Below are 13,752 nucleotides of genomic sequence, written 5' to 3' on the forward strand. Positions count from 1 at the left end.
CGGTTCATAAGCTACTACTGACAGGCTTGGTCCTCTTCTTACTGACAGGAGTTCATCGATGCTGACCCACTGGCTTCTTGCGGCCGTTCATCTTTTGGCATTTGGCCTGGGGCTCTGGGCAGTGCTGATGCGTGGGATGAATTTTCGGCGTTTGACGGCTGGCACGGGGGAAGCTCGCAGCGTGCTGATTTCAGATAATGTCTGGGGGATTTGCGCGCTTGTATTGCTGGTGACCGGTGGGATGCGTGCCTTTGACGGGTACGAAAAGGGCACGGATTATTACCTGCACCAGCCGCTGTTCCACCTGAAGATGACACTTCTTGTGCTGATCCTGTTGCTCGAGGTGGCGCCGATGGTGACGTTGATCAAATGGCGCGTGGCGCTGGCTCGTGGGAAGCCGGTCGATATCGGGCGCGCAAAACTGTTTGCAGGGATCAGCCATGTCGAAGCGTTGCTGATGATGCTGATGGTGATAGCAGCCACAGGCATGGCGCGTGGGATAACGTTTGGTTAGCCGGATTCGATCGGGACGCTGGCTCCGCAGAGCAGGGGAGATGACTTGGGCCATATGGAATTGAGCATGAATCTTTAGCCAGCCATCGTTGCAGAGCAGACGGGCTGGCTACTGACTGCATCAGGATTCAAGGCGTTGGCGGTTTCGCCGGAGCGGTCAGGCCAGCCTGAATGCGCTGATAAATTTCTTCACGATGCACTGCAACGTCTTTCGGAGCGTTGATGCCGATTCTGACTTGCTGACCGCTTACGCCGAGGATGGTGATCGTAATGTCGTCACCAATGTTTATGCTTTCACCGACTTTGCGGGTGAGTATCAGCATGGTCTTCTCCTTAATTACTTCGTGGGGCACCTGATTCGAACAGTGCAGAGGTCGGTGGTATGTATAGATTAGTGCGAAGTCTCACGGTTTGGGTGCCTCTTTCTGACGCGCAGATACAGCATTAATTCCCAAGGCGTAACTATACAGAGGCCGCAACCATCATTCTCGTTGTTTTGCGCCCATTTTGCGGCACTCCGGAAGTATTCATGAGTGTTAAAATCTTCGCTTTAGGCTTTCAGAGGAAAACGCTGTGCGCAAAATGGTCTTGGTAATGGCGGTACTGGCGCTGGCGGGATGTGGTGAAGGCAAGCGTGTCGAGGCGCCCAAGCCTGCGCAGGCGACGCAGGTTGCACCTGTACAGGCATCAGGGCCGCAATGGGATCTGGAGGTGCGCGGTGAAACACCACAGGCCGTCAGTGACCTCAGCGGCTGGTTGATCGAGCACAGTTTCATGTCCAGTGTTGTCAGGGAAAACGGCAAGACGCGAATTCTGATGGGCCCCTACGCTTCGAAGGCTGAAGCCGATGCCAAGCAGGCTGAGGTGAATGCTGCACTCATCCGGGCGAAGAAACAGAACATTGAAGTGCTGGTTCTCGAGCGTCCCGTGGTTCAGTAGCACAGTAATCAGGTCGGCATAAACAAAAGGCCTCGGGAAGTTAACCCGAGGCCTTTTCGTTTTCAGCGGTCGATCAGCCGCAGCTTTTCATGTCGACGGGGCCGACGAATTCGTTGGCGCGGCCCATGACGCACGCCACGCTCTGGTTGCGTTGCCGTTCCCAGGCCTGAACGGGATAGGTTTTGTTCCAGGCTTCATACAGTTGGCGATCCTGCTTGGACAGGCGAAGACCATACTGCTTGCTCATATAGAAATATGTCCGGGCGATCATGCCGCGAATGGACGGGCGAGGCATGACCTTCTTCGCCTTGAAGTCGATTTGAGTCAGGCATGAACCGTACTGACCCGATTGCTCCGGCAGCCAGCCGAAGCTGAAGTTGCTGCGGTCACCGTTGACCTCACCGATGCTGGGCACCAGGTTGTGCAGGTCGGCCTCGGCCTTCTGGTAGACAGGGTCGTAGCGCGTGCAGTTTTTACGACCGCCTTCCTGCCAGCATTGACGCTGGTGACCGATCTGCCAGGCCGGAACAATGTGCTCCCACTCGATGCGGGCAGCGCGTTTGGCACTCTTGCGTGGCACGTAACCACAGGCCGCGAGATCAACCCGATTGCCAGTGTATTTGCAGCCGCAATAAAACTCGGTGGATTGTGGCGCGTACAACGTCCAGGCGACTTTCTTGGCTTCTTCGAACGTGCGCGGTGCGTCTGCCTGGGCACCCATGGCGAACAACAGAAGCAGCAAAGCAAAACAACGAACATTCATCGAATCAGTCTTCCTTCGGTACAACCCAGAAAACCTGCACACCGCCATCGTCGCGATAGGCGAGAGTAACGTTGTCGTTTTCATCGATTTCTTCAAGCAGGCGCTCCCATTCATCCACCGGTTCGTCCGGCAAGCGGAAAATCAGTGCTGCCTTGGCTTTTTGGGCGGTGGGGGAGTTGATGATTTTCTGAACGCGCAGGCCCATGCGGACATAGGTATCAGGAGAGGCGGAGTGGGTGTCCACGGGATTATCCTTATTAAGCTGTACGTGCATACAGTATTTAACTGTAGGCATTTTCGCAACTGCTTAAAATTCAAGAGAATCCTCTGACCGCGGCTTTTGTCTTTTGGTGTGCGGCAAAGCGAGATTTTTTGCAGGCAGGACCACTCGCCAGACCGGCGAGTGGTAAAAACGGTGCCCGAGCAGGATCGCTCGGGCGAGGGGGAAATCAATACTCCCAGAACATCCGCTGCAGCTCTTTGCTGTCATTGGTCTTGGTCAGGGCGACCATGGCCAGAATGCGGGCTTTCTGTGGGTTCAGGTCGTGCGCCACAACCCAGTCGTACTTGTCGTCAGGCTGTTCGGCGTTGCGCAGCACGAAGCCGCCGGCGTTGACGTGGGACGAGCGGATGATTTGCACGCCATCCTTGCGTAGCGCCTGCAAGCTTGGAACAACTCGCGAGGAAACCGAGCCATTGCCGGTGCCTGCGTGGATGATCGCTTTGGCACCCGATTGAGCCAGGGCCTTGTAGGCGGTGTCGCTGACGTTGCCGTAGGAGTAGGCAATTTCCACGTCTGGCAGGCTCTTGATAGTCTTGATATCAAACTCGGAATCCATGGTGTGACGCTTGGCCGGCAGGCGGAACCAGTACGACTTGCCTTCAACCACCATGCCCAGCGGGCCCCAGGCACTTTTGAACGCCTCGGTCTTGATGTTGACCATTTTGCTGACATCGCGACCCGACTGGATCTCGTCATTCATGGTCACAAGCACGCCTTTGCCACGGGCTTCCTTGCTGCTGGCCACTGCCACGGCGTTATACAGGTTGAGCATGCCGTCGGCCGACATCGCGGTGCCGGGACGCATGGAGCCGACAACGATGATCGGCTTGTCGGTTTTTTCCACCAGGTTCAGGAAGTAGGCGGTTTCTTCCAGCGTGTCGGTGCCATGGGTAATCACGATGCCATCGACGTCATCGCTGTCGGCCAACTCGGCGACGCGGCGGCCGAGCTGCAGCAGGTTCTCGTTGGTGATGCTCTCTGAAGCGATCTGCATCACCTGTTCACCGCGAACATTGGCCAGTTGGCCGAGCTCCGGCACGCCGGCGATCAGTTTGTCGACGCCGACCTTCGCCGCTTGATAGGTCGCGCTGTTGGCGGTGCTCGCACCTGCTCCGGCAATGGTGCCGCCGGTGGCCAGGATGACCACGTTCGCCAGTTTCTGTTGGTTTTCGACTTCTTTCGCCTGGGAGGCAGTTGGCAGGAGCAGCAGGAGGGCCAATGCGCCCGGAAGAATGGTTTTCAAAGCGGATGTCATTATTTTTCTCTCTTGTAGTGACGGTGCAGAAGCAGGTTCATCAAGAAGCGCCCCAAGCGAATGTGAACGAATGGGGTGCTGTACGAGAGCAGGATCCATACCAGGCGGGAGAAAAATACTTAACCTACTGATTTGTTTAACTATTTAAACAGTAATCACGTAGCTGAATGGGGCGGTTTCATCCGGTTTTCCGACCGTATGGCGATTTTGCGTTCGGCCCTCCGACAGCACCGCACTCTCGAGCGCATTTCAACAGGATTCAAGAAATCGGATCACCGGTCGATAATTCTCTAAAGGACCTTTTCCCATGGAGTTCACATGTCGTTGACCGTCGGTTTTCCACAAGCAGCTGTCATCAACGTCGGCGGTAAACCTCCGGTGACAGCTGACGCCTTGGGTGATGCAAGCTCTGAAACGGCCGCGCAACGACTGGGCCTTGAGGAGGATAAAAAGTCGGTCAGCCTGGGCGACGAAGCGCGGGGCGGCGAGAAAGTCGAAGGCACGGGCAGTACGCAAAGTATTGCGGTGCAGACACTGCTCAAACGCATGCGGGAACTGCAGGAGCAATTGCGCGAACAACAGCAGCAATTGGCGGCAACCCAGGCCGCTTCCTTCCCGACGCCCGAAGCGAAAACCACCGCGGTCATGGCCATTCAGGCACAGATTGCAAGTACCACCGCGGCACTCATGCAGGTTGTGGCCAGTCTGGCCAAGGAGCTGGCGGGTTCGGGCAGCGTGGTCAATACGACGGCGTAAAGGGATTGAGCAGCTTCGAATTCGAGATCGCTTCTCGTCGTTGACAAATTTCGACAAGGTTCGCATAGTTCGATCTTCGCAAACGTTTGCGAGATGTTTCCGGTGAGCAAAATCCACCGGCCAACACCCTGCAGCTTACGCCAGTGCAAACGTTGCTCACAATAATCATAAGATCGGAGTGAACCCATGAAGCTGCCATTCGCTGGACGTCTTCTCGCTGTCGCTATGCTGGCTGCCGTTTCCGCCGCACTGCCTGTCTCTTCGGCTTTCGCCGAGTCCCCGGAAAAACCAAAAGTCGCCCTGGTCATGAAATCCCTGGCCAACGAATTCTTCCTGACCATGGAAGATGGCGCCAAGGCTTATCAGAAAGATCACGCCGGCGATTTCGAGCTGATTTCCAACGGTATCAAGGACGAAACGGACACTGCAGGTCAAACCCGCATCGTCGAGCAGATGATCCTTGCCAAGGTCAATGCGCTGGTCATCGCGCCGGCTGACTCCAAGGCCATGGTGCCGGTGATCAAGAAAGCCATCGACGCGGGCATCACCGTGATCAACATCGACAACCAACTCGATCCTGCGGTAATCAAAAGCAAAAACATCAACGTCCCGTTCGTAGGCCCGGATAATCGCAAGGGCGCGCGCATGGTCGGCGAATACCTGGCCAAGCAACTCAAGGCCGGTGACGAAGTCGGCATCATCGAAGGCGTGTCCACCACCACCAACGCCCAGGCTCGCACCGCGGGCTTCAAGGACGCAATGGAGGCCGCGCAAATCAAGGTGGTTTCCGTACAATCGGGTGATTGGGAAATCGACAAGGGCAACAAGGTTGCCGCCTCGATCCTCAGCGAATATCCAGACGTGAAAGCCTTGCTGGCCGGCAACGACAGCATGGCGGTCGGTGTGGTATCCGCCGTGCGGGCAGCAGGCAAGGCCGGCAAGGTGCAAGTGGTCGGTTACGACAACATCAACGCCATCAAGCCGATGCTCAAGGACGGTCGTGTACTGGCCACTGCCGACCAGTTCGCTGCCAAGCAAGCGGTGTTCGGTATCGAGACCGCGCTGAAAATCATCAAGGGCGAGAAGGTCGACAGCAGCGCCAGTGGCGTGATCGAGACGCCGGTAGAGCTGGTTACCAAGTAATCTTCTGGCGACACAACGGTGCTCGCCCGTCCGGGCGAGCGCATGGAGAGTTTTTATGTCCGTTCGCGCACCGAACGCTGTCCTGTCGGTCAGCGGTATCGGCAAGACCTACGCCCAACCGGTCCTGACCGGCATCGACCTGACGCTCATGCGCGGCGAAGTGCTGGCGCTGACCGGCGAGAACGGCGCAGGCAAAAGCACGTTGTCGAAGATCATTGGCGGGCTGGTCACACCGACTACCGGCCAGATGCAATTTCAGGGGCAGGATTATCGCCCCGGCAGCCGCACCCAGGCCGAAGACCTGGGCATCCGCATGGTCATGCAGGAACTCAATCTGTTGCCGACGTTGTCGGTGGCGGAAAACCTGTTTCTCGACAACCTGCCGAGCAAGGCCGGCTGGATCAGTCGCAAGCAACTGCGCAAAGCGGCGATCGAAGCCATGGCTCAGGTCGGTCTCGATGCGATCGACCCGGACACCCTGGTCGGCGACCTCGGCATCGGTCACCAGCAAATGGTCGAGATCGCCCGCAACCTGATCGGCGATTGCCATGTGCTGATCCTCGATGAACCGACCGCGATGCTCACGGCCCGCGAAGTCGAGATGCTGTTCGAGCAGATCACCCGCCTGCAAGCCCGGGGCGTGTCGATCATCTATATCTCCCATCGCCTCGAAGAACTGGCCCGGGTTGCGCAGCGTATCGCGGTACTGCGCGACGGCAATCTGGTGTGCGTCGAGCCGATGGCCAATTACAACAGCGAGCAACTGGTCACCTTGATGGTCGGTCGCGAGTTGGGCGAACACATGGATATGGGCCCACGCAACTTCGGCGCCCCGGCATTGACCGTCAAGGGCCTGAGCCGTGCCGACAAGGTGCGTGACGTGTCCTTCGAAGTGCGTGCCGGGGAGATCTTCGGCATTTCCGGTCTGATCGGGGCAGGGCGCACTGAACTGCTCCGGTTGATCTTTGGTGCCGACATTGCCGACAGCGGCACGGTGGCATTGGGCTCGCCCGCGCAGGTCGTCAGCATTCGCTCTCCGGTGGACGCGGTCGGTCACGGCATCGCCCTGATCACCGAAGACCGCAAGGGCGAAGGCCTGTTGTTGACGCAGTCGATCAGCGCCAACATTGCATTGGGCAACATGCCCGGCATCTCCAGCGCCGGGGTGGTCAATTCCGGCGACGAAACCGCGTTGGCCCAGCGCCAGATCGATGCCATGCGCATCCGCAGTTCCGGCCCGACGCAATTGGTTTCAGAGCTCTCGGGTGGCAACCAGCAGAAAGTGGTGATCGGCCGTTGGCTGGAACGCGACTGCTCGGTGCTGCTGTTCGACGAACCGACCCGCGGCATCGACGTCGGCGCCAAGTTCGACATTTATGCATTGCTCGGTGAGCTGACTCGCCAAGGCAAGGCACTGGTGGTGGTGTCCAGCGACCTGCGCGAGCTGATGCTGATCTGCGACCGCATCGGCGTGTTGTCGGCGGGCCGTCTGATCGACACCTTCGAGCGTGACAGCTGGAACCAGGATGACTTGCTTGCCGCCGCATTTGCCGGCTACCAAAAACGTGATGCGCTGCTCAACGAAGCAGCGCCTGGGGACCTTCCATGAAAACCGCAACATCGGCCGGCAAACGCAACGGCAACTTTTACGGCCTGGGCACTTACCTTGGCCTGGCCGGCGCCTTGCTGGCGATGGTCGTGCTGTTCTCGATCCTGAGCAGCCATTTCCTGTCCTATGACACCTTCAGCACCCTGGCCAACCAGATTCCGGACTTGATGGTGCTGGCAGTCGGCATGACCTTCGTGCTGATCATCGGCGGCATCGACCTCTCGGTAGGCTCGGTGTTGGCGCTCGCCGCTTCGACGGTCAGCGTGGCGATCCTCGGCTGGGGCTGGAGCGTATTGCCCGCGGCACTGCTTGGCATGGCGGCGGCTGCGTTGGCCGGGACCATCACCGGCTCGATCACCGTGGCCTGGCGCATTCCATCGTTCATCGTGTCCCTGGGCGTGCTGGAGATGGCCCGCGGCCTGGCCTATCAAATGACCGGCTCGCGCACGGCCTACATCGGAGATGCGTTCGCCTGGCTGTCCAATCCGATCGCTTTCGGCATTTCGCCGTCGTTCATCATCGCCTTGCTGATCATCATCATCGCCCAGGCGGTATTGACCCGCACCGTGTTCGGGCGCTACCTGATCGGCATCGGCACCAACGAAGAAGCGGTGCGGTTGGCGGGTATCAATCCAAAACCCTACAAGATCCTGGTGTTCAGCCTGATGGGTCTGTTGGCCGGGATCGCTGCACTGTTTCAGATTTCGCGCCTGGAAGCGGCTGACCCCAACGCCGGTTCCGGCCTGGAACTGCAGGTGATCGCAGCGGTGGTGATCGGTGGCACCAGCCTGATGGGCGGGCGTGGATCGGTGATCAGTACGTTCTTCGGCGTGTTGATCATCTCCGTGTTGGCCGCGGGGCTGGCGCAGATTGGCGCCACCGAACCGACCAAACGCATCATCACCGGTGCGGTGATCGTGGTCGCGGTGGTACTCGATACCTACCGCAGCCAACGTGCAAGTCGGCGGGCCTGATTCATGGCAACGATCAAAGATGTGGCAGCCATGGCGGGGATTTCCTACACCACGGTTTCCCATGTGGTGAACAAGACCCGACCGGTCAGCGAAGAAGTGCGGGTCAAGGTCGAGGCGGCAATCAAGGCTCTGGACTATGTGCCCAGCGCCGTGGCCCGGTCGCTCAAGGCCAAGACCACGGCCACCATCGGTTTGCTGGTACCCAACAGCCTCAACCCGTATTTCGCTGAACTGGCTCGAGGCATCGAGGACTACTGCGAGCGCAATGGCTACTGCGTAATCCTGTGCAATTCCGACGACAATCCGGACAAGCAGCGCAGCTACCTGCGGGTATTGCTGGAGAAGCGCATCGACGGCCTGATCGTTGCTTCAGCCGGTGGTGATAACGGGTTGGCGCAGGGACTGGCAGGCGTGCGCACGCCCATGGTCATCGTCGACCGCGGGCTCGAAGGTGTCGATGCCGACCTGGTGCGCATCGACCACGAATACGGAGCCTACCTGGCCACCCGGCATCTTCTGGAACTGGGGCATCGGGACATCGCCACCATCAGCGGCCCGGCAACCACCAGCGTGGCGCAAATGCGTCTGGCCGGTTTTTGCCGAGCCCTCAAAGATGCCGGCATCGAGGTCGCGCCCGAGCGCATGGTCGAAAGCGACTTCACCAGCACCGGCGGCTACAACGCCGCCGCGACGCTGCTGGAGCGTGACCCGCCCAGCGCGATTTTTGCCGCCAACGACATGATCGGTATCGGCGTGCTGCGCGCCGCCGCCGAGCGCAATGTTCGTGTGCCCTCGGAGCTGTCGGTGATCGGCTTCGACGATATCCAGATGAGCCGCTATGTCTATCCGGCATTGACCACGGTAGGGCAGTCGATCCTGCAGCTCGGCGAGATGGCCGCTGACGTGTTGCTGCGCCGGATCGCCAAGCCGGATCTGGTTACTGAGCAGCGGATCGTGACGCCAAGCATCGTGATACGTGAATCGACCGCGCCGCTGGCCGGTGTGTTTGCGCAATTTCGCTAAACGATGAAACCGAATTGATGAGTAGCAATGTATGTCAGCAAAAGTAGTGGTAATCGGCAGCCTGAACATGGACCTGGTGACCCGGGCGCCGAGGTTGCCTCGGGGCGGTGAGACGCTGATCGGTCATTCGTTCTCCACGGTGTCCGGTGGCAAGGGTGCCAATCAGGCCGTGGCCGCCGCGCGACTGGGCGCGCAGGTATCGATGGTCGGTTGCGTGGGCAGCGACGCCTATGGCGCGGAACTTCGTGACGCTCTGCTGGCCGAGCAGATCGATTGTCAGGCGGTCAGCACCGTGGCCGGTTCCACCGGCGTGGCGTTGATCGTGGTCGACGACAACAGCCAGAACGCGATCGTGATCGTTGCCGGCGCCAACGGTGAGCTGACGCCGGCGCTGATCGGCTGTTTCGATTCCGTCCTGCAGGCCGCCGATGTGATCATCTGCCAGCTGGAAGTGCCCGATGCCACGGTGGGCCACGCGCTCAAGCGCGGTCGGGAACTGGGCAAGATCGTCATCCTCAACCCGGCGCCGGCCAGCGGCCCGTTGCCGGCGGCCTGGTACGCCAACATCGATTACCTGATTCCTAATGAGAGTGAAGCGACGGCGCTCAGCGGTTTGCCGGTGGACTCCCGGGAAACGGCGCAGGCAGCCGCGACTCGCCTGATCGAAATGGGGGCGGGCAAGGTGATCATTACCCTCGGTGCCCAGGGCGCGTTGTTTGCCGACGGCCAGGGCTTCGAACACAGCGCGGCGCCTACCGTGAAAGCGGTCGACACGACGGCGGCGGGCGATACCTTCGTCGGCGGTTTTGCCGCCGCGCTGGCCAGCGGTAAAAGTGAAGTCGATGCGATCCGTTTCGGCCAGATCGCCGCGGCCTTATCGGTCACCCGCGCTGGCGCGCAACCCTCGATTCCCACCTTGTCCGACGTGCAGGCGTTCAATACACCATGAAAAAGACTCCATTGCTCAACGTCGCACTGTCGCGACTGATCGCCTCCCTCGGGCACGGCGACAAAGTAGTGATCGGTGACGCGGGGCTGCCAGTGCCGCCGGGCGTCGAGCTGATCGACCTGGCCCTGACCCACGGCGTTCCGGACTTCATCAGTACCTTGAAGGTCGTGCTCAGCGAGATGCAGGTCGAGAGCCATGTGCTGGCCCGGGAAATCCTCGAGAAAAAGCCAACGGCGCTGACGGCGCTCGATCAGCTGAATGCCGAGGGTGCGCTGGGGCAGCGCGAGTTGCTCAGCCATGAGCAATTCAAAGGACTGAGCCGACAGGCCCGGGCGGTTGTACGGACTGGCGAATGCCAGCCGTACTGCAACATCGTCCTGGTCGCCGGAGTGACATTCTGATTCGCCGTTGAATCCCACTTTGCACAAGGAGTGCGCCATGTATCGTTACGCCCGTAAACTGCCTCATCTGCTTCGGAGCCTGCTGCTTGTGTCCCTGATGACCGCCACCGGCGCCCACGCGGCGGAAAAAATCGACTTGATCATCGACACCGATCCGGGGGCTGACGATGTGGTTGCGCTGCTGTTTGCGCTGGCGTCGCCGCAGGAATTGAACATCCGCGCCTTGACCACCGTCGCCGGCAATGTGCGTCTGGACAAGACCTCGCGCAATGCGCGACTGGCCCGCGAGTGGGCGGGACGCGAGGACGTGCCGGTCTACGCCGGCGCAAAGAAACCGCTGTTGCGCACACCCATCTACGCCGAGAACATCCATGGCATGGAAGGGCTGTCGGGCGTTCCCGTGCATGAGCCCAAGGCCGGCCTGGCCGAGGGCAGCGCGATCGACTACCTGATCGACACCTTGATGGCGGCCAAGCCCCACAGCATCACCCTCGCCATGCTGGGGCCGCAGACCAACCTGGCCCTGGCGCTGATTCAGGAGCCGGAGATCGTTCAGGGCATCAAGGAAGTGGTGATCATGGGCGGCGCACATTTCAACGGCGGCAACATCACGCCGGTGGCCGAATTCAACCTGTTCGCCGATCCGCAAGCGGCCGAGGTGGTGCTCAACAGTGGCGTGAAACTTACCTACCTGCCGCTGGACGTGACCCACAAGATCCTCACCAGCGACGCCCGCCTGAACCAGATCGCCGCGTTGAACAACAACGCCAGCAAACTGGTGGTCGACATTCTCAACGACTACATCAAGGCCGACATGGCGCACTACGGAATCCCGGGTGGACCGGTGCATGACGCAACGGTGATCGCTTACCTGCTCAAGCCTCAGCTGTCCAGCGGGCGTCAGGTCAACGTGGTGGTAGACAGTGGTGAGGGACCCGGGTTCGGGCAGACCATCGTTGACTGGCACGACGGCCTCAAGGCGCCCAAGAATGCGTTCTGGGTTGAAAACGGCGACGCTCAGGGATTCTTTGATTTGCTGACGCAGCGTCTGGCGCGTCTGAAGTAGATCACGCTTCTTCCGAATGCCTGACGCTCGTCGGGTACTTCTCGAAAATCTGCCCGATGAACGACTGGGCGGCTTCGGTGCCCAGTTCCTTGACCAATAGATCGATCGCAATGATCGCTAGCTCTTCAGGGCTGCCGGGACTGTAGGAGCTGTGGCCCTCTGGCCACTTGGCTTTGATGTCGGCGTCGATGCTTACGGTGGTCATGATGGGCTCGTGCAGTCGAGGGTGTCTGAGCGAGGAGTTAACCATTTTGCCGGGCGTTTGGCACTGCGACTTAGGCATGAAAGAGCGGCTATGCGACACTTGGTCTTTGAACACTTTTCAAGGACTGCGTTGTGCAGATCGATCTGAACACCCCTGACGGCTTGACCCTCGAGGCCGTGCGTCAACTCTTGGCCTGCGCCAGCGACGATGACCACACCCAGTTGCGTGTGACCAAGGGCGGCATCGCCTATATTTCATCGGGCGTCGTGGGCGGCACCGATATCGATGGGTTGCTGTTTCGCCTGGAAACCTGGGCCAAGGGCTCCGGTTATGTCGGTCGTGTCGCTGCCAGCGACGAAGTCTGGGTCATGCAGATCTTCAATGCGCTGAAACAGAACTGGCCGAAACCGGCATTCGACTATATCGACGTTTATTGAGCGCCGTTCATATTCAGTCACGATTGAGGCGTGTAGGGCAGGGCGATGCTCAGGCAAACTCGCCGTTTGTTTTTAAACGAAGTGCAGGGGCGCCTGTACGTAATGTGAAACCAATCGCCATAACGGCGGTCGCACGATCTCAGCTTAATTATCGAAAAAAGGAGGCTTCATGCCTTGGAAGCTCGCGTCATTGGGTACTTTGTTGGGCGTTGCCATGCTGTCAGGTTGCAGCACGGGCAGCACCGAGTCGGCAGACCCTGTTACGACGACTGACACAGGTCACAGCCGTTGTGAGGCCAAAGCGGCCGAGTTCGCCATTGGCAAACCGGCGTCCCCTGAGCTGCTGGAACAGGCGCGTACGCGTGCCGGGGCGCAGAATGCGCGGTTCCTTCAGCCTACCGATATGGTCACGCTGGAATACCGTTCCGACCGTTTGAACCTCAATACCGATGCCAATCGAGTCATCATCCGCGTCAACTGCGGCTGATTGCTCGGGCATTTGCTTCACCCATAAAAAACCCCGTCACATGGACGGGGTTTTTTTAGTGCGCCTGGAAATTACTCTGGGCGAACTTGAGCAGCTTGCATACCCTTTTGGCCTTTCTCAGCCACGAAGGAAACGGTTTGGCCTTCTTTCAGGCTTTTGAAACCGTCGCTTTCGATAGCTTTGAAGTGTACGAACAGGTCGTCACCGCCACCTTGAGGAGTGATGAAGCCGAAGCCTTTTTCATCGTTGAACCATTTAACGGTGCCGGTTTGGCGATTAGACATGGTGTATCTCCAAGAAACATATATTTTCAGTAGTACTGTGCTGCTCAGGCCAACTGGGCACACCGGGGTATCATAGTCGAAATGTTCGCTTTGGGAGCCCCCCGCAGGTGCCGTTTGCCCTACAGTCACACATTCTTTGTTGCCTGTTTCGGCTGCAAGCCCCGTTTTAAAAGGCTTTCAGCCGAACGTAAAGACGATAAAAAAAGCTGTAAAACCTGCATAAATCGTAGAAAAAAGCCCTTTTCAGCCGCTTTTTTTCAGCTCAAAACGCATTTTCAGGCTGGGTCGGGCTTATTTTTTCGCCGGGTTATTGGCCTTGCACTTGCTGATTTGGGTCAGCGCCTGTCGTTGCAGTTCCTCGCTGGCCTTGTTATCCATCAGTGCCTGAAGGTCTTTGGCCGGATAGGATTTGATCGCGTCAGCCCCGCAAGCGCAGTGGGCTTTTGCCGCCGCAGCGCCAATCTGTGGCGTAGCGGCCTCGGTGCACTGGGCCATGTACTTCTCGCGCTCACCCTTGGGCCAATCGGCGTGGGCGGCCAGTGGCAGCAGCAGAACGATAGGTGCGACTACAGCGAAAAAACGATTCAGACGCATGCCAGCATGCTCCTTGTGGGTCAATGTCTTGTTATCTGAGGGGTGAAGCGAGGTTCAAGTTCAGCACTCTG

The 13,752-nt window shown here is 58.9% G+C and carries 19 protein-coding genes; 12 read left to right on the forward strand and 7 right to left on the reverse strand.

Annotated features, from left to right (window positions below; genetic code table 11):
* The first annotated feature begins 58 nt into the window (after positions 1 to 58).
* The gene (locus B0W55_RS02765; RefSeq protein WP_077044506.1) at positions 59 to 514 is read left to right on the forward strand and encodes a DUF2214 family protein; all 456 of its coding nucleotides are present in this window, start codon (positions 59 to 61) and stop codon (positions 512 to 514) included.
* Positions 515 to 641: 127 nt separating this feature from the next.
* On the opposite strand, the gene csrA is transcribed toward B0W55_RS02765, so the two are convergent.
* Positions 642 to 836, reverse strand: coding sequence for a carbon storage regulator CsrA (csrA, locus tag B0W55_RS02770; RefSeq protein ID WP_077044507.1), 195 nt, complete (start codon positions 834 to 836; stop codon positions 642 to 644).
* Positions 837 to 1,086: 250 nt separating this feature from the next.
* Between csrA and B0W55_RS02775 the strand changes: the two genes are divergently transcribed.
* Positions 1,087 to 1,452: a penicillin-binding protein activator LpoB gene (locus B0W55_RS02775; protein ID WP_077044508.1), complete on the forward strand. Its 366-nt coding sequence runs from the start codon at positions 1,087 to 1,089 to the stop codon at positions 1,450 to 1,452.
* 73 nt (positions 1,453 to 1,525) lie between these two features.
* On the opposite strand, the gene B0W55_RS02780 is transcribed toward B0W55_RS02775, so the two are convergent.
* The 3 genes from B0W55_RS02780 to B0W55_RS02790 all read right to left on the reverse strand — a co-directional run bounded on the left by B0W55_RS02780 (position 1,526) and on the right by B0W55_RS02790 (position 3,753).
* Positions 1,526 to 2,215, reverse strand: coding sequence for an endonuclease (locus B0W55_RS02780; RefSeq protein WP_077044509.1), 690 nt, complete (start codon positions 2,213 to 2,215; stop codon positions 1,526 to 1,528).
* 4 nt (positions 2,216 to 2,219) lie between these two features.
* Positions 2,220 to 2,510 carry a DUF1654 domain-containing protein gene (locus B0W55_RS02785; RefSeq protein ID WP_077044510.1) on the reverse strand — a complete coding sequence of 97 codons (291 nt, stop codon included), beginning with the start codon at positions 2,508 to 2,510 and terminating at the stop codon, positions 2,220 to 2,222.
* Between the two features lie 154 nt (positions 2,511 to 2,664).
* Complete coding sequence (locus B0W55_RS02790; protein ID WP_077044511.1) at positions 2,665 to 3,753, reverse strand: asparaginase; 1,089 nt, start codon at positions 3,751 to 3,753, stop codon at positions 2,665 to 2,667.
* 318 nt (positions 3,754 to 4,071) lie between these two features.
* Between B0W55_RS02790 and B0W55_RS02795 the strand changes: the two genes are divergently transcribed.
* The 8 genes from B0W55_RS02795 to B0W55_RS02830 all read left to right on the forward strand — a co-directional run bounded on the left by B0W55_RS02795 (position 4,072) and on the right by B0W55_RS02830 (position 11,674).
* On the forward strand, positions 4,072 to 4,509 hold the full coding sequence (locus B0W55_RS02795; RefSeq protein ID WP_077044512.1) for a hypothetical protein: 438 nt from the start codon (positions 4,072 to 4,074) through the stop codon (positions 4,507 to 4,509).
* A gap of 186 nt (positions 4,510 to 4,695) precedes the next feature.
* Positions 4,696 to 5,652, forward strand: coding sequence for a sugar ABC transporter substrate-binding protein (locus B0W55_RS02800; RefSeq protein ID WP_077044513.1), 957 nt, complete (start codon positions 4,696 to 4,698; stop codon positions 5,650 to 5,652).
* Positions 5,653 to 5,707: 55 nt separating this feature from the next.
* Positions 5,708 to 7,261: a sugar ABC transporter ATP-binding protein gene (locus B0W55_RS02805; protein ID WP_077044514.1), complete on the forward strand. Its 1,554-nt coding sequence runs from the start codon at positions 5,708 to 5,710 to the stop codon at positions 7,259 to 7,261.
* Positions 7,258 to 8,235, forward strand: coding sequence for an ABC transporter permease (locus B0W55_RS02810; RefSeq protein WP_077044515.1), 978 nt, complete (start codon positions 7,258 to 7,260; stop codon positions 8,233 to 8,235). Before B0W55_RS02805 ends, B0W55_RS02810 begins: the two co-directional genes overlap by 4 nt.
* 3 nt (positions 8,236 to 8,238) lie before the next feature.
* Positions 8,239 to 9,258 carry a LacI family DNA-binding transcriptional regulator gene (locus B0W55_RS02815; RefSeq protein ID WP_077044516.1) on the forward strand — a complete coding sequence of 340 codons (1,020 nt, stop codon included), beginning with the start codon at positions 8,239 to 8,241 and terminating at the stop codon, positions 9,256 to 9,258.
* Between the two features lie 31 nt (positions 9,259 to 9,289).
* Complete coding sequence (rbsK, locus tag B0W55_RS02820; protein ID WP_077044517.1) at positions 9,290 to 10,207, forward strand: ribokinase; 918 nt, start codon at positions 9,290 to 9,292, stop codon at positions 10,205 to 10,207.
* Positions 10,204 to 10,608 (forward strand): D-ribose pyranase, encoded by a 405-nt coding sequence (rbsD, locus tag B0W55_RS02825; protein WP_077044518.1) that lies wholly within the window; start codon positions 10,204 to 10,206, stop codon positions 10,606 to 10,608. The genes rbsK and rbsD overlap by 4 nt, the downstream gene beginning before the upstream one ends.
* 37 nt (positions 10,609 to 10,645) lie before the next feature.
* Positions 10,646 to 11,674, forward strand: coding sequence for a nucleoside hydrolase (locus B0W55_RS02830; protein WP_077044519.1), 1,029 nt, complete (start codon positions 10,646 to 10,648; stop codon positions 11,672 to 11,674).
* Position 11,675: 1 nt separating this feature from the next.
* Here B0W55_RS02830 and B0W55_RS02835 read toward each other — a convergent pair whose 3' ends face one another.
* Positions 11,676 to 11,879 (reverse strand): hypothetical protein, encoded by a 204-nt coding sequence (locus tag B0W55_RS02835; RefSeq protein WP_077044520.1) that lies wholly within the window; start codon positions 11,877 to 11,879, stop codon positions 11,676 to 11,678.
* A 131-nt stretch (positions 11,880 to 12,010) separates the two neighbouring features.
* On the opposite strand from B0W55_RS02835, the gene B0W55_RS02840 reads away from it, so the two are divergent.
* Entirely contained in the window at positions 12,011 to 12,316 is a 306-nt protein-coding gene (locus B0W55_RS02840) for a hypothetical protein (RefSeq protein ID WP_077044521.1), read from the forward strand.
* Between the two features lie 169 nt (positions 12,317 to 12,485).
* Positions 12,486 to 12,803: an I78 family peptidase inhibitor gene (locus B0W55_RS02845; protein WP_077044522.1), complete on the forward strand. Its 318-nt coding sequence runs from the start codon at positions 12,486 to 12,488 to the stop codon at positions 12,801 to 12,803.
* A 71-nt stretch (positions 12,804 to 12,874) separates the two neighbouring features.
* Here the strand turns inward: B0W55_RS02845 and B0W55_RS02850 are convergent, their stop codons facing one another.
* Positions 12,875 to 13,087 carry a cold-shock protein gene (locus tag B0W55_RS02850; RefSeq protein ID WP_003179963.1) on the reverse strand — a complete coding sequence of 71 codons (213 nt, stop codon included), beginning with the start codon at positions 13,085 to 13,087 and terminating at the stop codon, positions 12,875 to 12,877.
* A 291-nt stretch (positions 13,088 to 13,378) separates the two neighbouring features.
* Positions 13,379 to 13,681 carry a hypothetical protein gene (locus B0W55_RS02855; RefSeq protein ID WP_077044523.1) on the reverse strand — a complete coding sequence of 101 codons (303 nt, stop codon included), beginning with the start codon at positions 13,679 to 13,681 and terminating at the stop codon, positions 13,379 to 13,381.
* Between the last annotated feature and the right edge of the window lie 71 nt (positions 13,682 to 13,752).

The organism is Pseudomonas sp. KK4, from assembly GCF_001984065.1.
GTDB lineage: Bacteria > Pseudomonadota > Gammaproteobacteria > Pseudomonadales > Pseudomonadaceae > Aquipseudomonas.

Excerpts from the sequence above, each read along its gene's own strand:
- B0W55_RS02765 (WP_077044506.1), top strand. The coding sequence starts at position 59 with ATGCTGACCCACTGGCTTCTTGCGGCCGTTCATCTTTTGGCATTTGGC.
- csrA (WP_077044507.1), bottom strand. The coding sequence starts at position 836 with ATGCTGATACTCACCCGCAAAGTCGGTGAAAGCATAAACATTGGTGAC.
- B0W55_RS02780 (WP_077044509.1), bottom strand. The coding sequence starts at position 2,215 with ATGAATGTTCGTTGTTTTGCTTTGCTGCTTCTGTTGTTCGCCATGGGT.
- B0W55_RS02785 (WP_077044510.1), bottom strand. The coding sequence starts at position 2,510 with ATGCCTACAGTTAAATACTGTATGCACGTACAGCTTAATAAGGATAAT.
- B0W55_RS02790 (WP_077044511.1), bottom strand. The coding sequence starts at position 3,753 with ATGACATCCGCTTTGAAAACCATTCTTCCGGGCGCATTGGCCCTCCTG.
- B0W55_RS02795 (WP_077044512.1), top strand. The coding sequence starts at position 4,072 with ATGTCGTTGACCGTCGGTTTTCCACAAGCAGCTGTCATCAACGTCGGC.
- B0W55_RS02800 (WP_077044513.1), top strand. The coding sequence starts at position 4,696 with ATGAAGCTGCCATTCGCTGGACGTCTTCTCGCTGTCGCTATGCTGGCT.
- B0W55_RS02805 (WP_077044514.1), top strand. The coding sequence starts at position 5,708 with ATGTCCGTTCGCGCACCGAACGCTGTCCTGTCGGTCAGCGGTATCGGC.
- B0W55_RS02810 (WP_077044515.1), top strand. The coding sequence starts at position 7,258 with ATGAAAACCGCAACATCGGCCGGCAAACGCAACGGCAACTTTTACGGC.
- B0W55_RS02815 (WP_077044516.1), top strand. The coding sequence starts at position 8,239 with ATGGCAACGATCAAAGATGTGGCAGCCATGGCGGGGATTTCCTACACC.
- rbsK (WP_077044517.1), top strand. The coding sequence starts at position 9,290 with ATGTCAGCAAAAGTAGTGGTAATCGGCAGCCTGAACATGGACCTGGTG.
- rbsD (WP_077044518.1), top strand. The coding sequence starts at position 10,204 with ATGAAAAAGACTCCATTGCTCAACGTCGCACTGTCGCGACTGATCGCC.
- B0W55_RS02830 (WP_077044519.1), top strand. The coding sequence starts at position 10,646 with ATGTATCGTTACGCCCGTAAACTGCCTCATCTGCTTCGGAGCCTGCTG.
- B0W55_RS02835 (WP_077044520.1), bottom strand. The coding sequence starts at position 11,879 with ATGACCACCGTAAGCATCGACGCCGACATCAAAGCCAAGTGGCCAGAG.
- B0W55_RS02845 (WP_077044522.1), top strand. The coding sequence starts at position 12,486 with ATGCCTTGGAAGCTCGCGTCATTGGGTACTTTGTTGGGCGTTGCCATG.
- B0W55_RS02850 (WP_003179963.1), bottom strand. The coding sequence starts at position 13,087 with ATGTCTAATCGCCAAACCGGCACCGTTAAATGGTTCAACGATGAAAAA.
- B0W55_RS02855 (WP_077044523.1), bottom strand. The coding sequence starts at position 13,681 with ATGCGTCTGAATCGTTTTTTCGCTGTAGTCGCACCTATCGTTCTGCTG.